Consider the following 24254-nt stretch of genomic DNA (forward strand, 5'->3'; position numbering starts at 1 on the left):
ACCGGGTACCGACCGGTCCGGCGCGGGCGGGGCCGCACTGACCTGCGGTCACCGCGGCCGTCGACGGCCGCCCGTCCCGGGCCCGGCCCCGCTCGGGGCGAGCGGGGGGAGGAAGTTCCTCAAGTGACCCGGGAGGGCGACGACTTCGCGCCGGCCACGGCCCGCCGCCACCGAAGGCCCGCCCGCCCTTGACGGTGGCGGGCCGCATCCACCATGGTGTGGTCCACTCCCTCGCACTGCTGCCCCATCATCGGCACTCCCCCACCCGGAGACGGCATGCGTGCACCCGCCCCACCCCGCCCCGCCCGCCGGAACAGACGCGGCCGTCTGCCCGTCGGCCTCACCGTCGCCGCGCTCACCGCGGCGGCCTCCGCCGTCGGCCTGGCCGGCTCGTCGGCGAACCCGCTCCCGCGGGTCGACCTGATCCTCAACGGGGCGTTCGACTCCTACCCGTGGATCTGGTCCTGCGAATCGAACGTCTCGGCCAGCTCCATCCCGCACGACCACTACGTGACCGGCCACCCCACGGCCGACAGCAACGCGCGGTGCTCGCAGCGGGTACGGGTCCAGCCCAACTCGACCTACACGCTGTCCACCACGGTCCGCGGCCCGTACGCCTTCGTCGGCGTCAGCGGCGCGGCCGGCGAGAACGCCTCCACCTGGTCGGGCCGGAGCAGTTGGAACGACCTGTCGGTGCAGGTCACCACCGGGCCGGACACCACCCAGCTCACCGTGTACTTCCACGGCTGGTACGAACAGGCGGCCTACGACGTGCGGCGGGTGTCCTTCATCGGCCCCGGGTACCAGCCGAGCCCGTGCGGTGAACCGGACAGCCCGTCGCCGACCGCGACCGGCAGCTCCGCGACCCCCTCGCCGACCCCCACCTGCTGGCGCACGTACATCCCCTGACGGCCGCCCCCGACCATCGGGGCACCCCCACATCGGAGTAAGCCATGCGCTCTTCCCGTCCCCGCCATGCCCACGGTGCCGGCCCGCTGGGCGCCGGCCTCGGCGCCCTCGTCCTGGCCGGAGCCGCCGCGCTCGTCGCCAACGGCTCCGCCAGCGCCCAGCCCGCGCCGCTGGAGTGGATCAGGAACGGTGACTTCCGCGGCCCGCTCGCCCAGGGCTGGCTCTGCCACGGCGAGTTCGTCCAGACCGAGCAGGGCGTCGAGGGCCGCCCCAGCGGCCAGGACTACGCCGGCTGTTCGCAGACGGTCACGGTCGTGCCCGGCACCAGGTACTCCTTCTCGGCCTACATGTCCGGCCCGTACACCTTCGCCACCATCTCCGACCCCGGGACGGGCACCGGCGACGTGATCCTCTGGGACAACGGGCCGGAGCTGAAGTCCCTGGCCACGACCCTTCTCATCGGCGACAACGTCCACCAGGTGACCGTCACCTTCCACGGCTGGTACGGACAGGGCCCCTACCGGGTCAGCCGCGTCTCGATGATCGGGCCGATGTACCCCAACAACTGCCCCACGCCCACCCCGGGTTCACCCGCGCCGACCTCGACCCAGCCCTGCATGCCCCGGCCGACCACACCCCCGAGCAGCCCCGGCGTCCCCACCCCCACGCCCACCGGAGCCTGAGAGCCCCGCCGGGACCGCGCGTGCGACCTCCGTCAGCGCAGCAAGGCCTCCAGGAAGTCGCCGCCGAGCCGGGTGACGACCGCGAGGTCGAGCTGGTGCAGGACGTAGCGGCCCCGGCGCTGGGTGATGAGCAGCCCGGCCTTGCGCAGCACGGCCAGGTGGCGGGAGACCTCCGGGGCGGTGATGCCGTACGCGTCGGCCAGCTCGTTCGTCGAGTACACGCCGCGCGCGAGGTTGCGGCACAGCCGCATCCTCATCGGGTGGGTCAGCGCTTCCAGGCGCAGCGCGACCGTCTCCCCGGACTCGGTGCCGCCCACGTCGTGGGCGGCCACCGGGTACTGGATGACGGGCTGCCAGCCGGGCGCGTAGATGACGAAGAGGTGGGGCCAGCCGAAGACGCTCGGCAGCAGGGTGAGATCGGTGCCGCGGGCCTCGGTGCGGCCGTGCACCAGCTTGTCGGCGACGATCCGGCCGCCGTGCTCGTCCTCCTCCAGGCTCAGCGCCGGCGAGGCCGCCGTGAGCGCCTGCGCCAGGCCCTTGCGGCGCAGCAGCTCGGTCTTGTCGCGGGCGTCGGCGGCGAGCCGGACGCGGACCCGGTGCCAGGTGTCGGCGAAGAACGCCCGGTCGCAGTCCTCCAGGAGGCGTCGTATCCAGGCGCGGGTGGCGGCGGGGTCGGCGAGCATCCGTTCGACGAACGCCGCCTGGCGCGGGCCGCGCGCGGCGGCCAGGTCGAGTGCGCGCCGCCGCGACCACGCGTCGACCAGCGGTGACGGCAGGCCCTTGGGGTAGTGGCTGGTGCTGCACGAGATCTCCAGGGCCGCCCCGACGAACCTCTCGTCGTCCATGCGGTCGAGGTCGTCCAGCTCCTCGGCGAGGGTCTCCCGGGGCCTGGCCGGCAGCAGGAAGTCGGAGCGGGTCGAGCGCCACATGAAGTCGGCCTCCAGCAGGCGGTCGGCCAGCTCGGGCCGGAGCGCGGCGGAGGTCGCCGTCGTCCACGCGTGCAGCCGGGCGTGGTGAGCGGGCTCGGCCAGCGCGTGCAGCGCGTTGCCGAGTTCGGCCAGCGGCGAGGGCTGGAAGAGGATCCGCTCGTGCGGCAGTCCGGTGATGTCGATGGTCACGCTCACCCCCCTATGATGCCGGGCCGGGCGGGCGGGGCCGCTGCGCCGATTGACGAGGGCCGTCAATCCACGGGACCCGCGGGTCGGCCGCGGTGCACGGTGGGTGCATGAACGCGCTGCACCAGCACCTCCTCGACAGCTACCGGGCCGCCCAGCACGGCGAGCCGGCCCCGCCCGGCCCCGGTACCCAGGACGTCGCGGCGCTGCGGGCCGCCCGCGACCACCGCCGCTTCGAAGCCGTCCTCGCCGGCCGCCCGGCCACCGGGCGCCTGCGCCTGGCCCTCCGGCTCGCTCTGCGCCGTCGGCAGCGGGCCGGGGTCTAGGCCCTCTCTTTCGGATCACCTCGGATCAGTGGGCGTCGTTGGAGGGCGTGCATCGGCGGTGCGGAGGTGGGGGCACCTCCCGGCCGAAGGCTGGGGGCGGAGTCCAAGCGGTGGGGGCACCTCCCGGCCGCCAGGCTGGGGGCCATCCGCGACCGACGACAAGCCGGCGTGGGGGTACCTCCCGGCCGAAGGCTGGGGGCGTGCGTGCTCCGGCGGCGACCGCCTGGCGTGATCCGAAAGAGAGGGCCTAACCCTGCGCGACGCTCGGGCGGCCGGTGGCCGGGTCCACCGCGTAGACCGTGACCGTCCTGTCCGTGGTCACCGTGATCCGGTGGGGGCCGGTCCACTCGGCGCTCTCGAAGTAGCCGCGCGGGTCGCTCTCGTCCCATTCGCCCAGGTCCCAGTGGCGGGCGGACCAGCCGGTGCCGGTGAGCAGCTCCACGTGGTGGACCGGGTCGATCGAGAAGGCGGTGTCGGTGACGGTCAGCACGTGGTCCGGGCGGTCCGGGGCGGCCTTGCGCTCGACCGCCCGGCCGTCGCCGCCGAACAGGGACGCCATGAAGACGACCGCGGCGCCGGCGGCGACCAGGGGCATCAGCAGGGCCGCGCAGCCGACCCGCGACCGCCGGGTGCGGAACTCGAACCCGATCACCATCGAGGCGACGGTCAGCGCGACGGCGGATCCGAGCAGCGCCACCGGGTGGTCGAGCAGACGCTGGACCTCCACCAGTCCGCCCGAGCGGGAGGCGTGCAGGCCCGGCAGGTAGACCAGCACCGCCAGCAGGGCCAGGCCCCTGAGCCACCACACGATCCGGCTGCGCCGCCGCTCCGCCATCCGCCCCCCTCGGTGATCGTTCGCGCGGACTCTACCAAGCCCCCTCCCCCGCCCGGGCGGGTGGTGTCAGGGGTGACCGGTGGGGACGCGGATGGCGAGGATGGCCATGTCGTCGTGGCCGTCGCTGGGGTGGTGGTCGGCGAGGACGTGGACGAGGTCGTCCAGGGGTCGGGTGGCGTGGGCGGCGGCGAGGGCGGCGAGGGTGTCCAGGCCCTCGTCGATGGAGCGCTCGGGGTGTTCGACCAGGCCGTCGGTGAACAGCACGACGGTGCTGCCGGCGGGCAGCGGGTGGGTGTGGTCGGGGCGTGGGATCTCGGGGTCGACGCCCAGCGGGATGCCGGGTTCGCCCTGGACGTACCGGGCGCGGCCGTCGGGGGTGAGGACGAGGGGCGGCGGGTGGCCGGCGGTGCTCCAGTGGAGGGTCCAGCCGTCGGCGGAGGGTTCGATCCGGGCCAGGCACGCGGTGGTGACGGGCAGGTCGGTGATGGCGCCCACGGTGTGGTCGAGCTGGGTCAGCACCGAGCTGGGCGGGGACCTGCGGTCGTAGAGCAGCGCGCGGAGCATGTTGCGGGCCTGCGCCATCGCGGCGGCGGCGTGCAGGTCGTGGCCGACCACGTCGCCGATGACGGCCACGCAGGCCCGGTCGGGCAGGACGGCGGCGTCGTACCAGTCGCCGCCGACGCCGGCCGGTTCGGCGGCGGTGCGGTAGACCGCGGCCCCGTCGAACGGGCCCAGCTCCGGCAGGGTGGGCAGCAGCAGCCGCTGGAACTGCTCAGCGCTGTCGCGCATGTAGCCGAACAGGCGGGCGTTCTCGATGGCGATGCCGGCCGCGCCGGCCAGGGCGCGGACGATCTCCTCGTCGTCCTCGTCGAAGGGCAGGCCGTCGATGCGCTCGGCGAGGTAGAGGTCGCCGTAGATCTCGCCGCGGACGGTGATCGCCACGCCGAGCAGCGTCCGCATCGGCGGATGGCCGGGCGGGAAGCCCACCGACGACGGGTGGGAGGGGATGTCGTCCACCCGCAGCGGCCCGGGGTGGCGGATCAGGTGGCCGAGCACCCCGCGCCCGTGCGGGAAGTCGATCCCGGCGAGGGCCGCGTACTCCTCCTCCGTCAGGCCGGCGGTGACGAACTGCTCCAGCCGGTCGCCGGAGGGGGCGAGGACGCCGAGCGCACCGTAGTGGGCGCCGGCCAGGTCCATGGCCGTGGTGACGATCCGGTGCAGCACCACGGGCAGGTCCAGGTCGCCGCCGATCGCCAGCACCGCCGACAGCAGCCCCTGGAGCCGGTTCTTCGCCCTGGCCAGGGCGCGCAGCTGGACGGCGACGCCCTCCAGCTGCTCCCCCAGGTCCAGCCGGAGCTCCGGCCGCTCCCCCTCGCCCGGTGCGCCGGTCGGCTGCACGTCGGAATTCACGCCATCACCTCGTTCGTCACCACCGGACCAACGCTACGCACGAGACGGCCGCCCGGCCGGGAGCACTCGTCCGGGCGGCCCAAGATGCTGCTGCGCGGGCTACCCGGCCCGGAGTTCCGCCTCGCGGGCCGCCAGCGCGAGGGTGAGGACCTGGTCCCGGTACGGGTTGCGGGGGTCCAGGGCCAGGGCCGTCGCGACCGCCTCCTCCAGCAGGGCCAGGCGGGCCTTCGGCAGCCCGCCCACCTCCGGGAACCGGGTCGCTTCGACCAGTACCCGGGCCAGCTTCGATCCGTACACCTCGGGAGAGACCTGGGTCAGCACCCGGTAGGCCCAGAGCCCGCGCGGTCCCCGCAGCACCCGCCGGTCCGTGCTGAGCAGCAGCATCCTCGCCCGCAGTACCGCATCCTGATTCACCGTGAACCCCCTTCGTTCCGTCGCCACGCCACCTCCCGCGCGGCCGCGCAGGGCAGCACGACGTACGTGCCGGCGCCCGCGAGCAGGCGACGGCACGGGGCCGGGAGAGTGGATGACGTCGAGTCTGCGGGCGGCGGAGCTGCTGGACAAGGGCGATCCGCTGTGCTTCCGGTCCTACCGGCAGGGCCTCTGACGAGGCATGATGGAGTCGACGCTCGCCGGCGGGCGTGCCGGGTGGCCGGGGACGCCGATTCGGTGCGGGGCGCGGGCGGGAAGGATTCCTCCGACCGCGTCGTCACGCTGAGGAGGTCCATCGTGCGCAGGGATTCGAGGACGACCGCCCAGAAGGGGCACCCGTTCGGCCGTCAGCCCTCGGGCGGGCTGGCGGACGTGCTGTGGGACTGGTCGAAGTCCGGGACCCGGACCGCCGTGCGCAACCGGCTGCTGCGCCGGCTGCCCGGGGTCGGGACGGCGTCCGCGTACCGGTTCGGGCTGGTCGAGCGGCCGCACTACGCGTACGGCGTGCGGCGGGCCACCGAGTCGGCGGCGCGGCTGGGGCACCGGGGCGTGACGGTGGTGGAGTTCGGCGTGGCGGGCGGCAACGGGCTGCTGGCGCTCGCCGAGCACGCCCGGTACTACGCCGCCGCCACCGGGGTGGCGGTGCGGGTGGTCGGTTTCGACAGCGGGGCGGGGCTGCCGGCCGCCAAGGACCCCCGGGACCTTCCGTACCTGTTCGCGCCCGGCTACTACACGATGGACCACGACCGGCTGCGGGCCCGGCTGGGAGCGGCCGAGCTGGTGATCGGCGACCTCGACCGGACGCTGCCCGACTACCTGGACTCGCACGCCGAGGTGCTCAAGGGTCATCCGGTCGGCTTCGTCGCCCTCGACCTGGACTACTGCTCCTCGACGGCGACGGCCCTCGGCCTGTTCCGCAGCCCGGAGCACGGGCACCTGCTGCCGAGGGTCACCTGCTACCTCGACGACCTGCCGGGGACCATCGAGCGGATCGGCGAGGCCGCCGCGGTCGCCGACTTCAACGCCGCCCGTCCCGACCGGGCGATCGGCCGGGTCCTGGGCCTGCGGGCGTTCACCCCGTTCGACCCGCCGTGGGCCGACCAGATCTACGTCCACCACCGGTTGGACCACCCGGACTACGGCCGGCTGGAGGCCGGTGCCACCGGCGACCAGCTCCCCCTGGACCCGCCTCGGCGGCGGCGCGGCCGCTGAGACGGGGCCGGACGGGTCGGCCACGGCCCGTCCGGCTCGGGCACCGGTCGTGTCGCGGACCGGCGGCCGCCCGGCCGGTCCGGTGAGGTGCAGCAGCCGGATCGCGGCGGGTGGGGGACGGGCCTCAGGGACGGGGGGAGGGCTGGTTCTGGACGCGTCCCTGGAGGGCCTTGGAGAGTTCCGCGACGCAGGCGGCGAGTTGTTCGGTCGTCAGCCGGCCGGGGTCGTCGCCGCAGCCGGCCGCCGGTGCGGCGGGTTCCGGTGCAGCGGGCCCTGTGGAAGGAGTCGGGGTGGGGGCCGGGGACGGCCGGCCGCCCGGTGCGGTGATGCTGCCGTTCAGCGACACCAGGTTGGGCGTCACCGTGGCGTCGCCCGACAGGTCGATGTAGTCCTGGGTCTGGCCGTTGAAGTCCACGAAGCCGCGCCACATGTCCCGGCCGTACGGGATGATCTCCTGGAGGGCGCCGCCCTTCCCGGTGCTGATGGCGATCCCGGTCTGCTGCGCCATGTACGACACCATCCGGCTGGCCAGCACGTCCAGGTTCACCGACGGGGCGTCGTCGCCGCGCACGTAGACGTGCAGGTCGTTGAGGCCGCCGCCGGCGCGGTCGGCCTGGAGCACCGCGAACGCCACCACCAGCTGCGAGGAGCTCTCGCGCGGCACCAGCGGTGTGACGTAGTACAGGTGGCCGTCCGCCTTCGAGCGCAGCAGGAACTCGCCCGGGTTGGTGGCGTTGGTCGCCGCCGAGGTGTGCGCGTAGCCGAAGCCGCGCGAGTCCTTGGCGCCGCGCCCGCCGAGCCACTGCACCTCGTGGATCTGCGAGCGGACCACCGACGTCGCGTACACCGCCACCGGCAGTTCGCCCGGGGCCACGGTCGCCCGGTGGGTCACGTCCGGGCGCCCGTCCGGGGAGCCGCGCAGCACCAGGACCCCGGCCGGCTCCAGCACCGTGCGCTGCCGGAAGCCGATCTGGCGTGCCACCGAGATCACCACCACCGGCCGGGCGGTGCGGGGGTCGGCGCCCTCGCAGTAGCCCTGGATGTCGTTGTCGCCGTAGACCAGCTCCGGGAAGCGCTCGGCCAGCAGGTTGCGCAGGCTGACGGCCCCCGTCCCGGCGAAGGCCCGGCCGAAGGCGTGGCCACCCCGGAAGACGCAGGTGGTCACCGAGTTCGAGCGGCCGTCCCAGACGGCGACGCCCTCCATCGGCTGCTCGCCGGAGCCGTCCAGGACCGCCGTCCACACCCCGCCGCCCTTCGCCGCGTCGGGCAGGTAGTGCAGGCTGCGGCCCAGCAGGTGGGTGCCGGAGGTCAGGCCGGCGCTGTCGGTGAGCGCCTTGGTCGCCGCCGCGTAGGAGGCGGTGCGCGCCTCGAAGTCGAAGTCCGGCATCGGCGCGGTCTTCACGCAGGCCGGCACGTCCGCCGTGCCCACCAGGTCGCAGCGGCGGCCGTCGCCCGGACGGGTGCGCTCGGTCACCGGCAGCACCGAGCGCGGTGTGCCCGCGCCGGCGGCCGGGACGTCGAGCACGGTCGCCGCCGCGTAGAAGCGGCCCGCGTCCTTGTCGTCGTCCCAGACTCCGGTGCCCGCCCGCACCAGCGAGCCGGCCACGGCCAGCACCACCACGGCCAGGGTCAGCCGCACCTTCCAGCCGCGGAGGCCCACCCCGGCCTCCTCCGCGACGACCACCACCACCCACACCGTGCCGCACAGCCCCGCGGCGACCCAGAACCAGAACAGCGGCGCCGCGTCCAGCGGGCCGCCGTGCGGGAAGAACTCCCGCCGGATCAGCAGCGCATAGCTCTGGTCCTGCTGGCCGAACCCGCCGAACGCGAAGTGCTTGAACAGCCGGACCACGACCGCGAGCAGCGGCATCCACAGCCACCAGACGGCCAGTGCCAGCGCTCCTCGGCGCGCCGCACGAACACCACGACTCATCACGCCCCCCAGTTCCGCGCCCCGCCACCGCCCGCTCCCCCGGTGCCCGCTGGGGCCTCTGCCCCGTCCATTCCCGCCCGGCCGGCCCGGCAAGCCTCACGGGCGGGCCGGGCCGGCGGACCGGCGGCGCTCAGAGCTCGGGGTCGGCCGGGGACCAGGCCCTGCCGTCGTGGAAGTAGGCGGGCGCGTTGCGGACGGCGGTGGTGCGGAAGGGACGGCCGTGGTCGTCCACACGGAGCCGGCCCTGGCGGTCGCCGCTGCTCCAGACCAGGTCAAGGTACCAGGTGACGTCCTGGGAGGCGGTGCCGGCGTCGATGTTGAGGACCTGCGGGTCGGTCGCGGAGACCCGGTAGGGGAAGTTCGACGTGGCGGGCCCGCCCGTGTCGTCCAGGCCCGGCACCGGGGTGACGCGGGGCGCGGACGAGTCGAGGTCCACCGCGAAGGCCGCCGGGGTGAGGGCTCCGCCGCAGCCGGAACCGGGGGTGTAGGCGTTGCCCTTGGGGGCCGGGCGGGTGCTGACGACCTGGACGTACGCGGCGTGCAGGACGACCGGGGTGGCGTCGGCGCCCTGGGCGGTCAGTTGCAGGCGCAGGTGTCCGCCGGGGATGCCCTGCTGGGCGGCGGCCCAGCCGTCGACGTCCGCGGGGTTGTCCGGCGGCGCGGCCACCTGGCCCGGGGTACGGGTGGAGAGGAACCACTGGCCGCAGGGGCTGCCCCAGTTGTCGGTCAGGACGTTGACGTGGAACGGCGCCGGGGTGTCCTCGACCGGGGCCGGGGCGGCGCTCGACGGTGTGCTGCTCGGGCTCGGTTCCGGGGTCGGGGACGAGGGCGGCGGCGGGGTGGGTGTGGCGGACGGCGCGGGCGCGGCGTCGGGGGCCGCGGGCGGGAGGGCGGCGGGTTCGCCCCGGCCGTACAGGACGAACGCCGACACGGCGGTGACCAGGACGACCGCCAGCACGGCACCGAGCAGCGCACTGACGCGGCGTCGGGCGGTCGGCGCGGGCGCGGTGGCCCGGGCGGCCGGCGCGGTCGCGGTGGCCCGGGCGGCCGGCGCGGTCGCGGTGGAGGGGGACGGCGGTGGCACCGGTGCCGGAGGCACGGCGGCCGGCCGGGGCCTGGTCGCCGTCGTGCCGCTCTCCCGGCGCCGCGCCGCGTCCGCCACGATCCAGCACCGGTGCAGTTCGACGAGTTCCTCGTCGCTCGCCCCGCAGGCGCGGGCGAACCGCTCCACCGGTGCGTACTCGGTCGGGACCGCGGCGCCGTTGCAGTAGCGGTGCAGGGTGGAGGTGCCGGTGTGCAGCCGGGTCGCGAGCACCCCGTAACTGTGGCCCGAACGTTCCTTCAGCGCCCGCAGCTTCCCGGCGAACTCGTCGGTTTCCACTCCCACCAGGACTCCCCCGCACCACGGCCCCGGCCCGGCCTCCCGCCGAACCCGCAGCTCACGCTACCGGCAGCCGGTCCACGATCCCCAATCGCGGGTCCGTTCGGGCAACGTCCGGGCCGGTCCGGAACCGGGCCCCGACTTGACGGAACTTGCCAACCCCGGGCGTCACACGCGCCAACCGTTGACCGGAGCATGACGTCATGTGAGGGTTCGAGCACCCGAGCGCGGACGGCCCGCACGGCCGTCCCCACACACGGCCCTGCGGTGTGCCACCAGCCACTCCCTCCGCGGTCGAGGACCCCCACACGCTAGGAGCCTCGATGAAACGCAGTGCCACCGCAGGCCGGTTGCTGACCGCCGCGACCACGCTGACCGTGCTGGCCGGCACCATCGCCGCCACCGCGGGCCCGGCCGCCGCCGCGCCCGTCCCCGCCCCGCCCAGCGGGCAGGCCGCCGCCGTGCAGGCCGCCGACGCCGCGGTCGCCGGCGGCGTGAACGCCCTGGCCAAGGGCTCGGACGAGACCTTTGAGCGCACCAACGTCACCCCCTGGGTCGGCGGTCTCTACTCGGTCGCCTACGAGCGCACCTACAAGGGCCTGCCGGTGGTCGGCGGCGACGCCGTCGTGCTCGCGGACTCCCAGGGCCAGGTCCACGGCCTGCAGTCCGCCGCCACCGGCGCGGTCGGGGGCGCCACCACCGCCCGGATCAGCGCCCAGAAGGCCGAGAAGACCGCGCGCACCAAGCTCGCCACCGTCGACTCCGTCGAGTCCCGCCGCCTCGTCGTGCGCGTCAAGGACGGCGGCAGCGGCCGGCTCGCCTGGGAGACCGTGCTCACCGGCCGCACCGCCGACGCCCCCAGCCGTCTGCACGTCTTCGTCGACGCCACCACGGGCGAGGTCATCGACAGCTACGACGACGTCCGGGCCGGAACGCTCAACAGCAAGTGGAACGGCCCCTCGCCGAGCATCAACACCACGGGCTCCGGCAGCTCCTTCTCGCTGCGCGACCCCAGCCGCCCCGGCCTGAGCTGCGCCGACAACGCCACCGGCCAGGTGTTCACCAAGTCCTCCGACACCTGGGGCAACGGCAGCGCCACCAGCAAGGAGACCGGCTGCGGCGACGTGTTCTTCGCGGCGCAGAAGGAATGGGACATGCTCCGCGACTGGCTGGGTCGCAACGGGCACAACGGCAACGGCGGCAGCTGGCCGGTCAAGGTCGGCCTCAACGAGGTCAACGCCTACTGGAACGGCTCCTCGGTCGCCATCGGCCACAACAACGCCAACGAGTGGATCTCCTCGATCGACGTCGTCGGCCACGAGTTCGGCCACGGCATCGACCAGTTCACCCCCGGCGGCGCCAACAACGAGAACGGCCTGGGCGAGGCCACCGGCGACATCTTCGGCGCGCTCACCGAGGCCTACGCGGGCCAGTCCGCCCCCTACGACGACCCGGACTACCTGGTCGGCGAGATGATCAACCTCGTCGGCCGCGGCCCGATCCGCAACATGTACAACCCCTCGCTCGTCAGCAACAACCCCAACTGCTACTCCGCCTCGATCCCGAGCACCGAGGTGCACGCGGCCGCAGGCCCGCTGAACCACTGGTTCTACCTGCTCGCCGAGGGCTCCAACCCGGGCGGCGGCAAGCCCACCAGCCCGACCTGCAACAACTCCACCGTCACCGGCATCGGCATCAAGGACGCGGGCCGGATCTTCTACGGCGGCATGCTGCTCAAGACCAGCGGCATGACCCACAAGAAGTACCGGACCACCACCCTGACCGCCGCCAAGAGCCTCGACCCGAGCTGCAACCTGTTCAACCGCACCAAGGCCGCCTGGGACGCGGTCAGCGTCCCGGCCCAGGCCGGCGACCCCACCTGCAACAACAACGGCGGCGACGACTTCTCGCTCGCGCTGGCCCCGTCGTCCGGCTCGGTCCTGCCGGGCGCCTCGACCACCGCGACCGTCAACACCGCCCTCGTCTCGGGCACCGCGCAGACCGTCGCGCTGACCGCCTCCGGCCTCCCGGCCGGCGTCACCGCGACCTTCAGCCCGTCCTCGGTCCAGGCCGGCTCCGCCGCCACCCTGACCCTGGCGGCCTCCTCGACGGCCACGACCGGCACCTACCAGGTCACCGTGACCGGCACCGCTGGCGCCACCGTGCACACCGCCCAGTTCAGCCTGACGGTCGGCACCGGCAACCCCGGCGGCGGCACCTGGGCGGCCGGCACCACCTACAAGGCCGGCGACGTCGTGACCTACAACGGGGTCAGCTACCGCTGCCTCCAGGGCCACACCGCCTACGCCGGCTGGGAGCCGCCGAACGTCCCGGCGCTCTGGCAGGCCGTCTGACCGGCAGGCCTTGACCTCCGGTGAAACCACCGCGCCGCGGTCCGTCGAGGGGACGGACCGCGGCGCTCGGCGTTCTCGGCCGGGGGTGGATCAGTTGTACCACCACTCCTGGTTGCCCTGGCCGTGGCCGCAGTCCCACAACTGGACCACGTTGCCGCGGCCCCAGTCGTAGATGTCCAGGCACTGGCCGACGGGACCGGGGAAGCCGGGAGGCGTACTGGGGAACGCGCGGTTGACGAAGCGCCAGCGGCCGGCGCCCGCGGGTACGGTCCAGGCCTGCGAGGCGCTGTTGTCGCACGGGAGCTGGACGAGTTGCTGCCCCCGGCCCCGGTAGCCGTCGACGCACTTGCCGCTGGCGTTGCTCCGGATCTGGTAGCCGCCGCTGGTGGCGTTGAACGAGATGTTCCAGGACTGGTTGGCGCCGCCGTGACAGCCCCACATCTGGATCCAGGGCCCGTTGCCCCAGTCGTAGACGTCCAGACACTTGCCGCCCGCCTCGGGGGCGTTGCTGGTGAGCGTGTACGTCCGGGGCGGGTACTCGCCGACCGTCGCGGTCGCACCGGCCGCCGCCGCACTCGCCGCGAGGGTGCTGCCGGAGGCCGCGGGCGCCGCCGGCTGCGCGGCCGCGGGCTGCCCGACCGCGACCGCGGGCCCCGCGCACAGTGCCAGCGCCGCCACGGCGGCGGCGAGGACCGGTCCAAATCGTCCGGAGCGGTTCATGGTCGGCTTCCTTCCCTGGAACTGGTTCAGACCAATGACGGTAGGGCCGCGCGGGCGCCCGCACACAGTCGAGTACCAGCCGTTCCGATCATGACCGGGTTCCCGCGTCGGCGGGCACGGGAGGGCGGGGCATAGGCTGCCGAGGTGGAACCACCGACGCCCGCACCGCTCCTGCCCGAACTGCCGTTGCAGGAGCTGGAGTGCTTCTCCGTCCTCGTCCACGAGCTGCACTTCGGTCGGACGGCGCAGCGCCTGGGCCTCTCCCAGGGGCGGGTCTCCCAGCTGATCAAACGCCTGGAGAGCCGGGTCGGCGCCCCGGTGTTCCGGCGGACCAGCCGCCGGGTCGAGCCGACCGCCCTCGGACGCGCCCTGGCCGAGCAGGTGGTGCCCGCGTTCGAGCGGCTCAGGGAGGGCTACGACGCAGCCCGCGCCCGGGCGGCGACGGCCGGGCCGCTGCGGCTGGGCTTCCAGTGCGCGGTGTACGAGCCGGTCGCCCGGGTGATCGCGGGCCTGCCGGAGGGCACCACACGGCTGGTCGAGATCCCGTGGGCGGACCCGTTCTCGCAGCTCGCCCGGGGCGAGGTGGACCTCGCCATCGTGCTCGCCCCGTGCCGGGAGCCGGGGCTGGAGGTGCTGATGACGTTCTCCCGGCAGCCGGTGTACGTGGCGGTCAACGCCGCGCAGCCGCTGGCCGGGGCGGCGGCCGTGGACGCCGAGGAACTGGCCGCGCTGCCGCTGGTCGAACCGCGGGGCCCGGCCCCCGAGTACTGGCGGCAGGCGAACGCGCCCCGGCGGACTCCGGGCGGTCTGGCGCTGTCCTACCCGGCGGGGGCGGTCACCCTCCAGGAGGGCCTGTCCATGGTGGCGAGCACCCGCCACGGCCTGCTGCTGTGCGAGCGCAGCACGTCGTACGTCCAGCGGCCGGACATCCGCTACCTGCCGGTGCCCGGGCTGGCGCCGACCGACCTGGTGGTCGTCCAGCGGGAGGGGCGGGCGCATCCGCTGGCGGCGGAGTTCGTCGGCCTGCTGCACGGGCAGGTCGACTGAACCCGCGGCCTACCGGCGCGGCCGGTGGCCGGACGGCCGCGACAGCGCGGTGAGCAGCATTCCGGCGGCGGCCAGGCCCGCCGCGGTGAGCAGGACGGCGCGGTTCCCGGCACGGTCCACCACCAGGCCGCCGGCGAGGGAGCCGAGCGCGATGCTCGCGTTGAACACGCCCGCCCAGAGGGCCGCCGAGGCCTCGCTCACCGCCGGGGCGGCCGTGCGCACCCAGGCCTGGGTCGAGACCGACACCCCGCCGTACGAGACGCCCCAGAGGACCAGGACGAGCAGCACCGCGACCGTGGCGCCGGTGGCGAGGGGGAGCAGCGCGGCGGCCAGGACGACGCCGGTGAGGGCGGCGGCGACGGCCGCCCTGGGGTGGCGCCCGGACAGCGGGCCGAGGGTGAAGTTTCCGGCGACCCCCGCCACGCCGTAGACCAGCAGGCAGCCGGCGATCACGCCGCTGCTGAGGCCCGCGTCGGTTTCGAGGACGGGGCGCACGTAGGTGAAGCCGGCGAAGTGGCCGAGTACGACGAAGGCGGTGACGGCGAGTGCCACGGCCGCGCCGCGGTCGCGCAGGGCGGTGGCCGGTCCGGCCGGTCGTTCGCCGTCGTGTGCCGGCGGGGCGGGCAGCGCGGGGAGGACGGTGGCGAGGGCGGTGGCGGAGAGGATGCCGAGGGCGGCGAGCGTCCAGAATGCGAAGCGCCAGTCGAGTAGGGCGGCCAGGTAGGTGCCCAGCGGGACGCCGAGGACGGAGGCGATGGAGACGCCGGAGAAGATCAGTGTCATGGCGAGGGCGATCCGTGGGCCTTCGACGAGGCGTGGGCCGACGCCGGTGGCCAGGCCCCAGACGATGCCCATCGCCGCACCGAGCAGGATCCGGGCGGCGGCGAGTACGGCGAAGTTCGGGGCGAGGGCGGTGATCGCGTTCGCCAGGGCGAGCAGCAGCATGAAGGCCACCAGGGCGGCCCGGCGATCGCGCCGGCCGACGAGCCGCGGGGCGAAGGGGGCGAGGGCGGCGGCGATCAGGCCGGTGATGGTGAGGGACAGTCCGGTGACCCCGTCGCTCACCCCGAGGCCGTGCGACATCTCGGTGAGCAGCCCGACCGGCATCATCTCGGAGGACACCAGGGTAAAGGTGGCGAGGGCGACGGCGAGGACCGGCGACCAGCGCTGCGGGGCGGCGGGCGGAGCGGGTGGTGGGGCGAGCGTTTCCGCGTTCGTCATGCGATCAGCCCATCAGCCGGGGAACGGGCCGAACAAGATCGATGACCTCATCGATCGATGAGCCGGACTCATCGATCGTGCGGCTTCACCGGGTCCGCGGGCACGCCCCCGGGTGCCTGTCGCGTGTCGGCCGCCGCCGGGCGCCGGGTACCGTGACGGTGCGGCACCGCGGGGTGCCCGGTGGGCGACCGACGGAGAGGCGGAGAACGGATGACCCTGGAGGAAGGCCGTCGCGTCCGGCTGGCCGAGGACCTCGGGATCGGCGACGCGCATGCCGGGGAGCCCGCGGCGGTCGTCGGCTTCCTCTCGCTGGGCGCCGGGATCGAGGGCACCGTCGAACGGGTGAACGGGGAACTCCCGCAGAGTCAGGAGGTCCGCGAGTACCAGCGGCTCAAGGCGCTCCTCGACGACTACGGGCACACCATGCCGCAGGCGAGCCGCGAGCGGCTGGAGGTGGAGGTCGCCGAGCTGGAGCCGCAGTGGGCCGCGTACCGGGGGCGGGGCGGGCGGGTGACGGTCCGGGTCCGCTGGGACAACGGCTTCGTCCTGGACGAGGTGCACGAGGACGTCCTCACCACGCTGTGACGGCGCCGGACGCCGGCCCCTCCCCCGGCGGGCGGGCCGGGCTCAGGGCTGCTGGTCGGCGGTGGCGGCGGAGGCGGCCGCGTCCGCGACGGTCGCCCGGTACAGGCCCAGCCTGGGCTTGAGGACCTTCGCGCCGGAGCCGAGCGGGAAGTTGCGGGTCTCGGCGGTGGGCATGTGGTCGCCGTCGGCCAGCACGTTGAGCTGGTCGACGCCCGGCGCGGTGCCGGTGCTCGCGCCGCCGGGGTTGAGGTCGATCACCGCGAAGGCGGTCTTTCCGGCACCGACCGGGTGGGCGGGGGCGCCGCCCAGGCCGCCGGGGACCAGCGGCCTGACGTCCTTGCTGCGGTCGGCGGCGCGCGAGTCGCCCAGGCCGACCAGCGGGTAGTAGCTGAGGCCGCAGGGGCGGGCGCCCTGGTTGCGCACCTCGATCACCCGCTGGGTCGGCGCCTCGGGTCGGGCGGTCACCCGGACCGTCAGGTCCTTGCCCTCGCACGGGTGGGCGTAGGCGTACGCGTCGTCGTCGGCCGCTCCGGACGCACCCGCCGCCGTGGGCCTGCCGGTGGCGGGGGCCGGTGCGGCGGCCTTGGGTGCTGCCGTCGCCGGGGTGGCGGCGTCCGGGGCGGCGGGCTTCGGCGCCGCGGCGTCCGGGGTGGCGGGCTTCGGGTCGGCGGCCGAGGTCTGCTTCGCCGGCTGGGGCCCGTCGGACGACCCGTCCGGCCCGCAGGCGGTCAGGGCGAGGGCGGCGGCGGCGAGCGCGGCGGGGACGAAGAGAGCACGGCGAACGGACATGGCGGACCTCTGGAGGAGCGAAGGGCTTGGGGAGGGCGGTCGGCGCCGGACCCGGCGCCCCGCCGAGCAGCACTCTGACCCGCCGTCCGCCCCGCCCGCCAGCCCCTTTGGCCGATCCGGCACGCTGGAACGGTTCCACCCCCTCCGACCTGCGGTTTCACTCCCCGCCTGGAACGGCCGCACGGGACGTCCCGGGCGGAAATCCACTGGCGGGGACGTGCTCCGACCGGCCAGGGTGGGCCCATGGCCGATCGTGCGAACTTCGTCGTGGTCCGCGAGAGCGGCGAGTACGAGCTGTACCTCTCCCGCTTCGGCGCCGTGGGAATCGACCTCGGCCTTCTGGCGGGACCGGCCGGGACGCTCGCCATGGTCCGGCGGCTGACCACGGGCCCTACGGCGGACGACCGGTGGCTGGACGACGTGTTCTGCCAAGGGGCCGCGCTGCTCGACCTCGGCCGGAAGGTGCTGTTGCTGTTCGCCGGGGAGGGGCCGAGCGTCAGCCTGCGGCACCGGGCCGCGACCCTGGAGCTGCTGCGGCAGGCCTGGGCGGGGTGGGAGGTGCGCTGGGCGTATGACGGCAACGCGGATCTGCGGACCCACCTGGGGCTGGACCCGGAGCACGTCCGTGACCGCGACCGCGGGACCTCGGCCGGGGCGCTGTTGGTGCCGGACGGCGAGGACCTCGCGGAGCCGGACCCGATGGCCGCGGTGGTGACGGTCGGATCGGACCGCTGCTTCGTGGTGGCGAACACCGGCGACCACCCGATCCGGGAGGGGGCCGCCCTGCTCGACCGGCTGGTGGGCGCGCCGGAGCACGGAGCGTGCCGGGTGGCGGCCGAGGCCGGGGTCCACGTCGATCCGCTGCGGCGCCGGGTGGGCTGGTGGGTGCTCGGGTCGGCGGCGGAGGCGTACGAGATGCCGCGGCGGTGGCCCGGGTGGACGGTCGAGTTCTGGGAGGACCGCTGGGAGGAGCACGTCCGGGCGGCCGGCGGCCGGTTCCGGCCGCCGGCGGTCGACCGCGAGCGGGCGCTCGCCGAGGTCCGGGCGGCGGCCGACGCGTACCGCCGGACGGCCTGACTCGCGCGGCGGTCAGACCCGGGCCCCGCCGGTCGGCGCAGGCACGGCGCGGGGGCGGAGGACCATCAGCGAGTCCTCCCGGGCCGCCGCCATGGCGAAGGGGAAGCGGTCGAGTTCGAGGCAGAGGGCGACGTCGTCGGGATGGGCTCCTTGGCGCACCCCCTCCGCGAGTTCGGCGGCGGCGCGCGATCCGCCGGCGCGGCGGAGGAACTCGGCCGCGTCCGTCCCGGGCTCGGTGACCCTCCGGGCGATGTACTGGGCGCACGCGAGGTCCTCGTCGGCGCGCCCGTCCTCGCCCGTGACCACGAAGGTGACGCTGTCGCACCCGCCCGTCCGCAGGAGCCGAGCCGTCGCCTCCGCCACCACGAAGCTCGCGCAGAGCACCAGCGACGCGTCCTTCACCGCGAGGGCGCCGACGGTGCCCGCCGTGGTCTTCTGCACGACGGTCCGCCCGGTGAGGTCGGCGGAGCGCAGCACGGCCGGCGAGTTGACGGCGTCGAACCCGGGCGCGGGCGGACCGTCCTTGAGCGCCACCCAGTCCGGGTGGCGGGCCTTGAGCGCGAGGGCTTCGTCCAGCGACTCGGCGAGAACGATCTTCTCCGCCCCCTGGGCGAAGGCCCAGGCGGCCACCGTGTAGGCGCGCATCACGTCGATGACGACCGCGACGGACGGGGTTTCGGTCAACTCGGTGATACCGAGGAATCGGGCGTCCATTGGGTCATGATCGCGTGGATCCGGCCGGCGGCGTCCTGATGGTGACGCGGGTCTCACTGTCCGGGAGGGCACCGGCCCGCCCGGGCCGCGCGGGTGCGCGGTCCGGGCGGCGTGCGGCGGCGCCGGCGTTGCCACCGGGGCGGTCGCCGGCCCCCGGGGCCCACCACCGTAGGAGCCCGGGCGCCGTGGGCGAAGCCGCCCGCCCGCCGGGGGCCGCCGGGCGGGCGGCGCGCGGAACCACGGGGGGAGATGAAGCCGCTCGCCGGCCGCCCGCGGACGGCGGGTACCCCCGGACGGCGAGCGCATGCCGGGGCCGGCACCGGGGTTTCCCCGGTCGCCCGAACGGCGCAGTACGCTGGACGACCGGCGCAGATCCGGACGGGAGGCGAACGTGGCTACGACGACTCGGCCCAACCGTGAACTGCAGACGATGGGCGACCTGTTCGCACCGCCGGGCGACCCTGGGCCGCCCGAGGTCCGGGCCCGGGCCCGGCGGGCGGTGGCGGCGCGGGCGAGGGACGCCGACGACTGCCGGCTGCTGCTGGACGCCCTGGGACTGCTCGAAGGCACGGCGCCGGCCGAGGAGTCCGGGCCGTAGGAGGCCCCGAGAGCGGCGACCGAGCCGACCCGCCGGGGCGCTTCGGTGCTCCCCGACGGAGGGCCGTTCGGCGGTTCAGCGCTGGCAGAACAGGGTCGCCCTCGCGGAGAACCAGCCACCGCCCGTCGACCTGAGGTCGACGGCGAGGACGTAGCACTGGCTGCGCTGCCAGCCGGCCCCCTGCGCGTAGAGGTAGGCCAGGTTGACCGCGCCGGTGCCGGCCGTTTCCATCGAGCCGCCCGCGCTGCTGGCGGTGAACTGCGCCGTCTCCTTCACCTCGACGGAACCGCCCGAGCGGACGCTGACGGCGCTCCCGCCACCGGCCGGGGCGGCCTGGGCCGAGGCGGCGGCGCCGAGGAGGCAGGCCGAAGCGGCGAGGGCCACGGCGGTGACGCGCAGGCGGAGCGTGGACGAACGGGTCATGGGAACTCCTCGATCGCGGGTTCGGCGGTCAGCGGGGCCGGGTCGGATCCGGCGGACCCAGCGTCACCGCAAGCGGCCCGCCCGGGCAAAGCCCTTCGACCACCCTCGAATCCGGGCCGTGCGGCAGCGCGCGCTGTCACAACCTGCGGGCCTGTCCGGTCGTATCGGATGACCGGCATCTGCCGGGACCCCGAAGCGAGAGGCCTACCACCGTGCCCAGCGAAGCGCCCCCGGACCCCCGGCAGGTCTGGCTGCCCGCCGAGTTCACCCGCCTCGCCGGCCTGCCCGACACCCTGCGCTACGCCCACTGGGACGGTCGCTCGCCGTTCCCCTCGGACCCGGGCGCCGTGGAGTTCTACGTGCCGCCGCTCGTCCAGGACCTCGGCGTCATCGGCCGGCCGCTGGAGCGGATGACGCGGCTGCGGGCCGTCCAGGCGCTCAGCTCGGGAACGGACGGGCTCGGGGCGCGGCTGCGCCGGCTGCCGGGGCCGGTCACCCTGTGCAACGCCCGGGGCGTGCACGCCCGCAGCACCGCCGAGCTGGCGCTGACGCTCGTCCTCGCCTCACTGCGCCGGGTGCCCGAGCACGCCCGCGACCAGCGCGCCGGGGTGTGGCGGCCGGCGGTGACGCCCTCGCTGTACGGGCGTTCGGTGCTGATCGTGGGCTACGGCGCGGTCGGCGGCGCCCTGGACGAGCTGCTGACCCCGTTCGGCTGCGCCGTCACCCGGGTCGCCCGCACCGCGCGCGACTGCCCGCGCGGCCCCGTGCACGGCGCGGACCGGCTGCCGGAGCTCGTCGCGGACGCCGACGTCGTCGTGCTGACACCCGCGCTGACACCCGCCACCCACCACCTCGTCGACGCCGGCCTGCTGGCCCGCGTGCGCGACGGCGCGCTGCTGGTGAACGTCGCCAGGGGCGAGGTCGTGGACACCGCCGCCCTGCTCGCCCGGGTGCGCGGCGGCGGCCTGCGGGCCGCGCTCGACGTGACCGACCCGGAGCCGCTGCCGACCGGCCATCCGCTGCGCGCGGCGCCCGGTGTGCTGGTCACCCCGCACGTCGGCGCCTTCACCTCCACCATGTGGCCCCGGCTGGAGGCCCTCATCCGCCGTCAGCTGGGCCGGTTCGCGGCGGGCGAGGAACTGGCCAACGTCGTCGCCTACTGACGCCGGCACGCCCCTGAGCGAGCCCGACCCGGACGACCACGACCCGGACGACCACGACCGAGAGAGCAGGGACGACCATGGACACCGCGCCTCCCGCCGCCGCGCACCGCCCCGACGACCCCGGGCCGGTCGCGGCGGCCCGCTCGCTGGTGCCGCTCCTCTCCGGGCAGGCCGCCCGCACCGAGGAGCGGCGCCGCCTGACCGGCACCGCCCTGGCCGCCCTGCGCGAGGCCGGGCTGCTGCGCCTCGGCACGCCCCGGGCCCTCGGCGGCCACGGCGCGTCCGTGCGCACGGCGGTGGAGGTGTGCGAGGAGCTGGCGCGGGGCTGCTCCGCCGCCTCCTGGACGGTCGGCATCGCCTACGGCGGCGCCCTGTTCGCCTCCCAGCTCGACCACGACGCGCGGGCGGCCCTGTGGCGGGACGACCCGGACGCCGTCGTCTGCGGCACCGCCAACCCGTCGGGCACGGCCCGGCGCGTCGACGGGGGCTGGACGCTGGACGGCCGGTGGCCCTGGATCTCCGGCATCCACCACGCCTCCTGGGCCCTGCTCGGCTTCGACCGGGCCGACGCCGGGTCGGAACGCCTGCTCGCCCTGGTCCCCGCCCGCGTGCTGGCCGTCGAGGAGGTCTGGCGGATGGCCGGCATGCGCGGCACCGGCAGTGACACGGCCCTCGCCGAGGGGGTGTTCGTGCCGGACTCCCGCACGGTCTCGCTCACCGCCATGGCGGACGGCGTCTACCGCCGCCGCCACCCCGGGGAGCCGCTGGTCCTCTTCCACCTCTCCATCAACCTGCCCCTGGTGGCGACAGCCGTCGGCCTCGCCGCCGCGGCGCTGGAGCGGGTGCTGGACTCCGTGGCGCGGGGCCGGCGCTCCCTCTCCCCGCTGTACCGGCTGGTCGCCGACGCCCCGGCGCACCAGCTCAACGCGGCCAGGGCCGCGACGCTGACCGACACCGCGCGCCTGCACCTGCGCCGCGCGGCCGACGAGGTGGACGCCCACGCGGGCGCCGGCCTGCTGCCGCCGCCGCTGGAGCGGGCCCGGCTGCGGATGGACGCCGCGCACGCGGTGCGCTGCGCACGCGAGGCGGTGGGCCTGCTGCTGGACACCGCCGGCGCGGGCAGCTTCTCGGACGGCGCGGAGCTGCAACGGATCTGGCGCGACATCGAGACGGCCTCCCGGCACGCCGCCCTCAGCGTCCAGACCCACCAGGAGATCTACGGCCGCGCCCTGCTCGGCGCACCGCTGCCCGCCGGCCCGGTGATCTGAGACAGGGGTGGGAACGATGACGACCACGACGACGCCCGGCGCCCGGGTGGCGCTGGTCACCGGCGCGGGCGGCGGCATCGGCGCCGCGACCGCCGCCCGGCTGTACGGACTGGGCCACCGGGTGGCCCTGCTGGACGTCGACGGGGAGGCGGTGAACGCCCTGCGCGACCGGCTCGACCCCGGCGGGGACGGCGCGCTGGCGCTGCGCGCGGACGTCGACGACCCCGACGCCGTGCACGGCGCGCTGCGCGAGGTCCGCGCCGTCTGGCACTCCCCCGACGTCCTGGTCAACAACGCGGCCCGCACCGCCCCGGGCTCGGTGTGGGACGTCGGCCTGGCGGAGTGGGACGCCGTGCTGGCCACCAATCTGCGCAGCGTCCTCACCCTGACCAGGCTCTGCGCGCCCGCGATGCGCGAACGCGGCTGGGGGCGGGTGGTCAATCTCGCCTCACTGGCCGGCCAGCAGGGCGGCACGCTCGCCGGTCCGCACTACTCCGCCGCCAAGGCCGGGGTGCTGGTGCTGACCAAGATCTTCGCCCGGGAACTCGCGGCGCACGGGGTGACCGTCAACGCCGTCGCCCCGGCCGCCGTCCACACCCCCGCCGTGGCGCGGCTCGGCCCGGCGGCGGTGGCGGCGGCGCGCTCCGTCCCGGTGGGCCGGATGGGCCGGGCGGCGGAGGTGGCCGCGCTGGTGGCGTACCTGGTGGGCGAGGACGGCGGGTACGTCACCGGCGCCACCTTCGACATCAACGGCGGCAGCCACATGCGCTGAGCCCGGTCCCGGAAGCCGGGCGTCCGCCACCCGAAGGAGCGGGATCGCGGTGCGCCGCGCTTCGCGGCGGCCGGCGTTGGGCAGCCTCCCCGGCGGACACCGATGGCCGCGAGGAGGAGGACGGGATGAGCCAGGATCAGGACCGGACCGACGGCGGGCAGGCGCACACGGGGACGGCGGGCACCGAGGACGGCCTCAGGCGCTCCGCCGCCTTCCTGGTCGACGAGGCCCTCGGCTTCCTCTTCCCCGCCGCCCTGCGCGCCGCCGCCGACGTCGGGGTAGCCGACCACCTGGCGGACGGCCCCGCCACCCCCGCCGAACTCGCCGCCGCGACCGGCACCGACGCCCGCAATCTGCACCGGGTGCTGCGGCTGCTCGCCACCCGGGGCGTGGTGGCGGAGGACGAGCGGGGCCGGTTCGCGCTCACCGGGGCCGGGCAGGCGCTGCGCAGCGACGTCCCCTACTCCGTGCGCACGGCCGTCCAGATGCTCACCGACCGCACCATGTGGCGGCCCGCCGGGGAGCTGACGCACTGTCTGACCGAGGGCACCGCGGCGTTCGAGAAGCTCTTCGGCGTGCCGTTCTTCGACCACTTCGCCAAGGACGAGCGGACCGCCGCCGTCTTCCACGTGGGCATGGCCGCGATGTCCGACCAGGAGAACGCGCCGATCGCCGCCGCCTACGGCTTCCCGCCGAGCGGGACCGTGGTGGACGTCGGCGGCGGCCACGGCGGCCTGCTGCTGGAGGTGCTGCGCGGCAACCCGGGCCTGGCGGGCGTGCTCTACGACCGCGCCCACGTCCTCGCCGGGAACCGGCTGGCCGCGCACCCGGAGGTCGCGGGCCGCTGGACGACGCGGGAGGGCGACTTCTTCGCCGCCGTGCCGGACGGCGACGTCCTGCTGCTCAAGCGGATCACGCACGACTGGGACGACGACGCCTGCGCGACCCTGCTCGGCCACTGCCGCCGCGCCCTGCGCCCGGGGGGCCGGGTGCTGGTGCTGGACGCCGTGGTCCCGCCCGGCAACGCGCCCCACCAGTCCAAGGACCTCGACCTGATGATGATGGCCTCCCTCACCGGCCGCGAGCGCACCGAGACCGACTTCGCGGAGCTGTTCGAGCGGGCCGGGCTGCGGTTGTCGCGGGTGGTCCCCACCCCGACCGTCCTCTCGGTGGTCGAGGCGGTCGCGGCCTGAGAAAGTGTTGGGTAATTGATCAACTGTGTGCCGTGATGCGCTGGTGGTGATCTTCGCGGGCCTGGTGTCCGCGAAGATCACCGCCATGTGTGTC

General features: G+C 75.3%; 23 protein-coding genes and 2 pseudogenes. 14 read left to right on the forward strand and 11 right to left on the reverse strand.

What is annotated here, in order from left to right; all coding sequences use genetic code 11:
- Positions 1–276: 276 nt before the first annotated feature.
- Entirely contained in the window at positions 277–909 is a 633-nt protein-coding gene (locus ACFU74_RS23935; RefSeq protein WP_380760041.1) for a carbohydrate binding domain-containing protein, read from the forward strand.
- A gap of 44 nt (positions 910–953) precedes the next feature.
- Complete coding sequence (locus ACFU74_RS23940) at positions 954–1592, forward strand: hypothetical protein (protein ID WP_380760043.1); 639 nt, start codon at positions 954–956, stop codon at positions 1590–1592.
- Between the two features lie 32 nt (positions 1593–1624).
- Here ACFU74_RS23940 and ACFU74_RS23945 read toward each other — a convergent pair whose 3' ends face one another.
- Positions 1625–2716: a DUF5937 family protein gene (locus ACFU74_RS23945; protein ID WP_380760045.1), complete on the reverse strand. Its 1092-nt coding sequence runs from the start codon at positions 2714–2716 to the stop codon at positions 1625–1627.
- Positions 2717–2817: 101 nt separating this feature from the next.
- Between ACFU74_RS23945 and ACFU74_RS23950 the strand changes: the two genes are divergently transcribed.
- Entirely contained in the window at positions 2818–3033 is a 216-nt protein-coding gene (locus ACFU74_RS23950; RefSeq protein ID WP_380760047.1) for a hypothetical protein, read from the forward strand.
- Positions 3034–3280: 247 nt separating this feature from the next.
- Here the strand turns inward: ACFU74_RS23950 and ACFU74_RS23955 are convergent, their stop codons facing one another.
- The 3 genes from ACFU74_RS23955 to ACFU74_RS23965 form a co-directional block, all read right to left on the reverse strand.
- Positions 3281–3868 carry a hypothetical protein gene (locus tag ACFU74_RS23955; RefSeq protein ID WP_380760049.1) on the reverse strand — a complete coding sequence of 196 codons (588 nt, stop codon included), beginning with the start codon at positions 3866–3868 and terminating at the stop codon, positions 3281–3283.
- Between the two features lie 66 nt (positions 3869–3934).
- Positions 3935–5278 (reverse strand): PP2C family protein-serine/threonine phosphatase, encoded by a 1344-nt coding sequence (locus ACFU74_RS23960; protein WP_380760051.1) that lies wholly within the window; start codon positions 5276–5278, stop codon positions 3935–3937.
- 99 nt (positions 5279–5377) lie between these two features.
- Complete coding sequence (locus ACFU74_RS23965) at positions 5378–5692, reverse strand: hypothetical protein (protein ID WP_380760053.1); 315 nt, start codon at positions 5690–5692, stop codon at positions 5378–5380.
- Positions 5693–6007: 315 nt separating this feature from the next.
- On the opposite strand from ACFU74_RS23965, the gene ACFU74_RS23970 reads away from it, so the two are divergent.
- A complete protein-coding gene (locus tag ACFU74_RS23970; RefSeq protein ID WP_380760055.1) occupies positions 6008–6922 on the forward strand; it encodes a hypothetical protein in 915 nt (304 codons plus the stop codon).
- Between the two features lie 124 nt (positions 6923–7046).
- Here the strand turns inward: ACFU74_RS23970 and ACFU74_RS23975 are convergent, their stop codons facing one another.
- Positions 7047–8855 (reverse strand): hypothetical protein, encoded by a 1809-nt coding sequence (locus tag ACFU74_RS23975; RefSeq protein ID WP_380760058.1) that lies wholly within the window; start codon positions 8853–8855, stop codon positions 7047–7049.
- A 130-nt stretch (positions 8856–8985) separates the two neighbouring features.
- The gene (locus ACFU74_RS23980; protein WP_380760060.1) at positions 8986–10242 is read right to left on the reverse strand and encodes a helix-turn-helix domain-containing protein; all 1257 of its coding nucleotides are present in this window, start codon (positions 10240–10242) and stop codon (positions 8986–8988) included.
- A 317-nt stretch (positions 10243–10559) separates the two neighbouring features.
- Between ACFU74_RS23980 and ACFU74_RS23985 the strand changes: the two are divergent.
- Positions 10560–12449: pseudogene (locus ACFU74_RS23985) on the forward strand (M4 family metallopeptidase); the annotation flags it as partial.
- 15 nt (positions 12450–12464) lie between these two features.
- Positions 12465–12590: pseudogene (locus ACFU74_RS23990) on the forward strand (carbohydrate-binding protein); the annotation flags it as partial.
- A 90-nt stretch (positions 12591–12680) separates the two neighbouring features.
- Here ACFU74_RS23990 and ACFU74_RS23995 read toward each other — a convergent pair.
- A complete protein-coding gene (locus ACFU74_RS23995) occupies positions 12681–13310 on the reverse strand; it encodes an RICIN domain-containing protein (RefSeq protein WP_380760062.1) in 630 nt (209 codons plus the stop codon).
- Between the two features lie 144 nt (positions 13311–13454).
- Here ACFU74_RS23995 and ACFU74_RS24000 point away from each other — a divergent pair, with 144 nt between their 5' ends.
- The gene (locus ACFU74_RS24000) at positions 13455–14357 is read left to right on the forward strand and encodes a LysR family transcriptional regulator (RefSeq protein WP_380760064.1); all 903 of its coding nucleotides are present in this window, start codon (positions 13455–13457) and stop codon (positions 14355–14357) included.
- A gap of 9 nt (positions 14358–14366) precedes the next feature.
- Here the strand turns inward: ACFU74_RS24000 and ACFU74_RS24005 are convergent, their stop codons facing one another.
- The gene (locus ACFU74_RS24005; protein WP_380760066.1) at positions 14367–15578 is read right to left on the reverse strand and encodes an MFS transporter; all 1212 of its coding nucleotides are present in this window, start codon (positions 15576–15578) and stop codon (positions 14367–14369) included.
- 210 nt (positions 15579–15788) lie between these two features.
- On the opposite strand from ACFU74_RS24005, the gene ACFU74_RS24010 reads away from it, so the two are divergent.
- On the forward strand, positions 15789–16163 hold the full coding sequence (locus tag ACFU74_RS24010; protein ID WP_380760068.1) for a hypothetical protein: 375 nt from the start codon (positions 15789–15791) through the stop codon (positions 16161–16163).
- 42 nt (positions 16164–16205) lie between these two features.
- Here ACFU74_RS24010 and ACFU74_RS24015 read toward each other — a convergent pair whose 3' ends face one another.
- Entirely contained in the window at positions 16206–16952 is a 747-nt protein-coding gene (locus tag ACFU74_RS24015; protein WP_380760070.1) for a DUF4232 domain-containing protein, read from the reverse strand.
- A gap of 243 nt (positions 16953–17195) precedes the next feature.
- On the opposite strand from ACFU74_RS24015, the gene ACFU74_RS24020 reads away from it, so the two are divergent.
- Positions 17196–18029 carry a hypothetical protein gene (locus ACFU74_RS24020; RefSeq protein ID WP_380760071.1) on the forward strand — a complete coding sequence of 278 codons (834 nt, stop codon included), beginning with the start codon at positions 17196–17198 and terminating at the stop codon, positions 18027–18029.
- 12 nt (positions 18030–18041) lie between these two features.
- Here the strand turns inward: ACFU74_RS24020 and ACFU74_RS24025 are convergent, their stop codons facing one another.
- A complete protein-coding gene (locus ACFU74_RS24025) occupies positions 18042–18743 on the reverse strand; it encodes a 2-phosphosulfolactate phosphatase (RefSeq protein WP_380760073.1) in 702 nt (233 codons plus the stop codon).
- 391 nt (positions 18744–19134) lie between these two features.
- Here ACFU74_RS24025 and ACFU74_RS24030 point away from each other — a divergent pair, with 391 nt between their 5' ends.
- Entirely contained in the window at positions 19135–19341 is a 207-nt protein-coding gene (locus ACFU74_RS24030) for a hypothetical protein (protein WP_380760075.1), read from the forward strand.
- 75 nt (positions 19342–19416) lie between these two features.
- On the opposite strand, the gene ACFU74_RS24035 is transcribed toward ACFU74_RS24030, so the two are convergent.
- Positions 19417–19764: a hypothetical protein gene (locus tag ACFU74_RS24035; RefSeq protein ID WP_380760077.1), complete on the reverse strand. Its 348-nt coding sequence runs from the start codon at positions 19762–19764 to the stop codon at positions 19417–19419.
- Between the two features lie 212 nt (positions 19765–19976).
- On the opposite strand from ACFU74_RS24035, the gene ACFU74_RS24040 reads away from it, so the two are divergent.
- The 4 genes from ACFU74_RS24040 to ACFU74_RS24055 all read left to right on the forward strand — a co-directional run bounded on the left by ACFU74_RS24040 (position 19977) and on the right by ACFU74_RS24055 (position 24160).
- On the forward strand, positions 19977–20927 hold the full coding sequence (locus ACFU74_RS24040) for a 2-hydroxyacid dehydrogenase (protein WP_380760079.1): 951 nt from the start codon (positions 19977–19979) through the stop codon (positions 20925–20927).
- Between the two features lie 77 nt (positions 20928–21004).
- Positions 21005–22195 carry an acyl-CoA dehydrogenase family protein gene (locus ACFU74_RS24045; protein WP_380760081.1) on the forward strand — a complete coding sequence of 397 codons (1191 nt, stop codon included), beginning with the start codon at positions 21005–21007 and terminating at the stop codon, positions 22193–22195.
- A 16-nt stretch (positions 22196–22211) separates the two neighbouring features.
- Positions 22212–22967 carry an SDR family NAD(P)-dependent oxidoreductase gene (locus ACFU74_RS24050; protein WP_380760083.1) on the forward strand — a complete coding sequence of 252 codons (756 nt, stop codon included), beginning with the start codon at positions 22212–22214 and terminating at the stop codon, positions 22965–22967.
- A 125-nt stretch (positions 22968–23092) separates the two neighbouring features.
- The gene (locus ACFU74_RS24055; RefSeq protein ID WP_380760086.1) at positions 23093–24160 is read left to right on the forward strand and encodes a methyltransferase; all 1068 of its coding nucleotides are present in this window, start codon (positions 23093–23095) and stop codon (positions 24158–24160) included.
- Positions 24161–24254: the final 94 nt, after the last annotated feature.

The organism is Kitasatospora sp. NPDC057500 (assembly GCF_042802195.1).
Lineage (GTDB): Bacteria > Actinomycetota > Actinomycetes > Streptomycetales > Streptomycetaceae > Kitasatospora.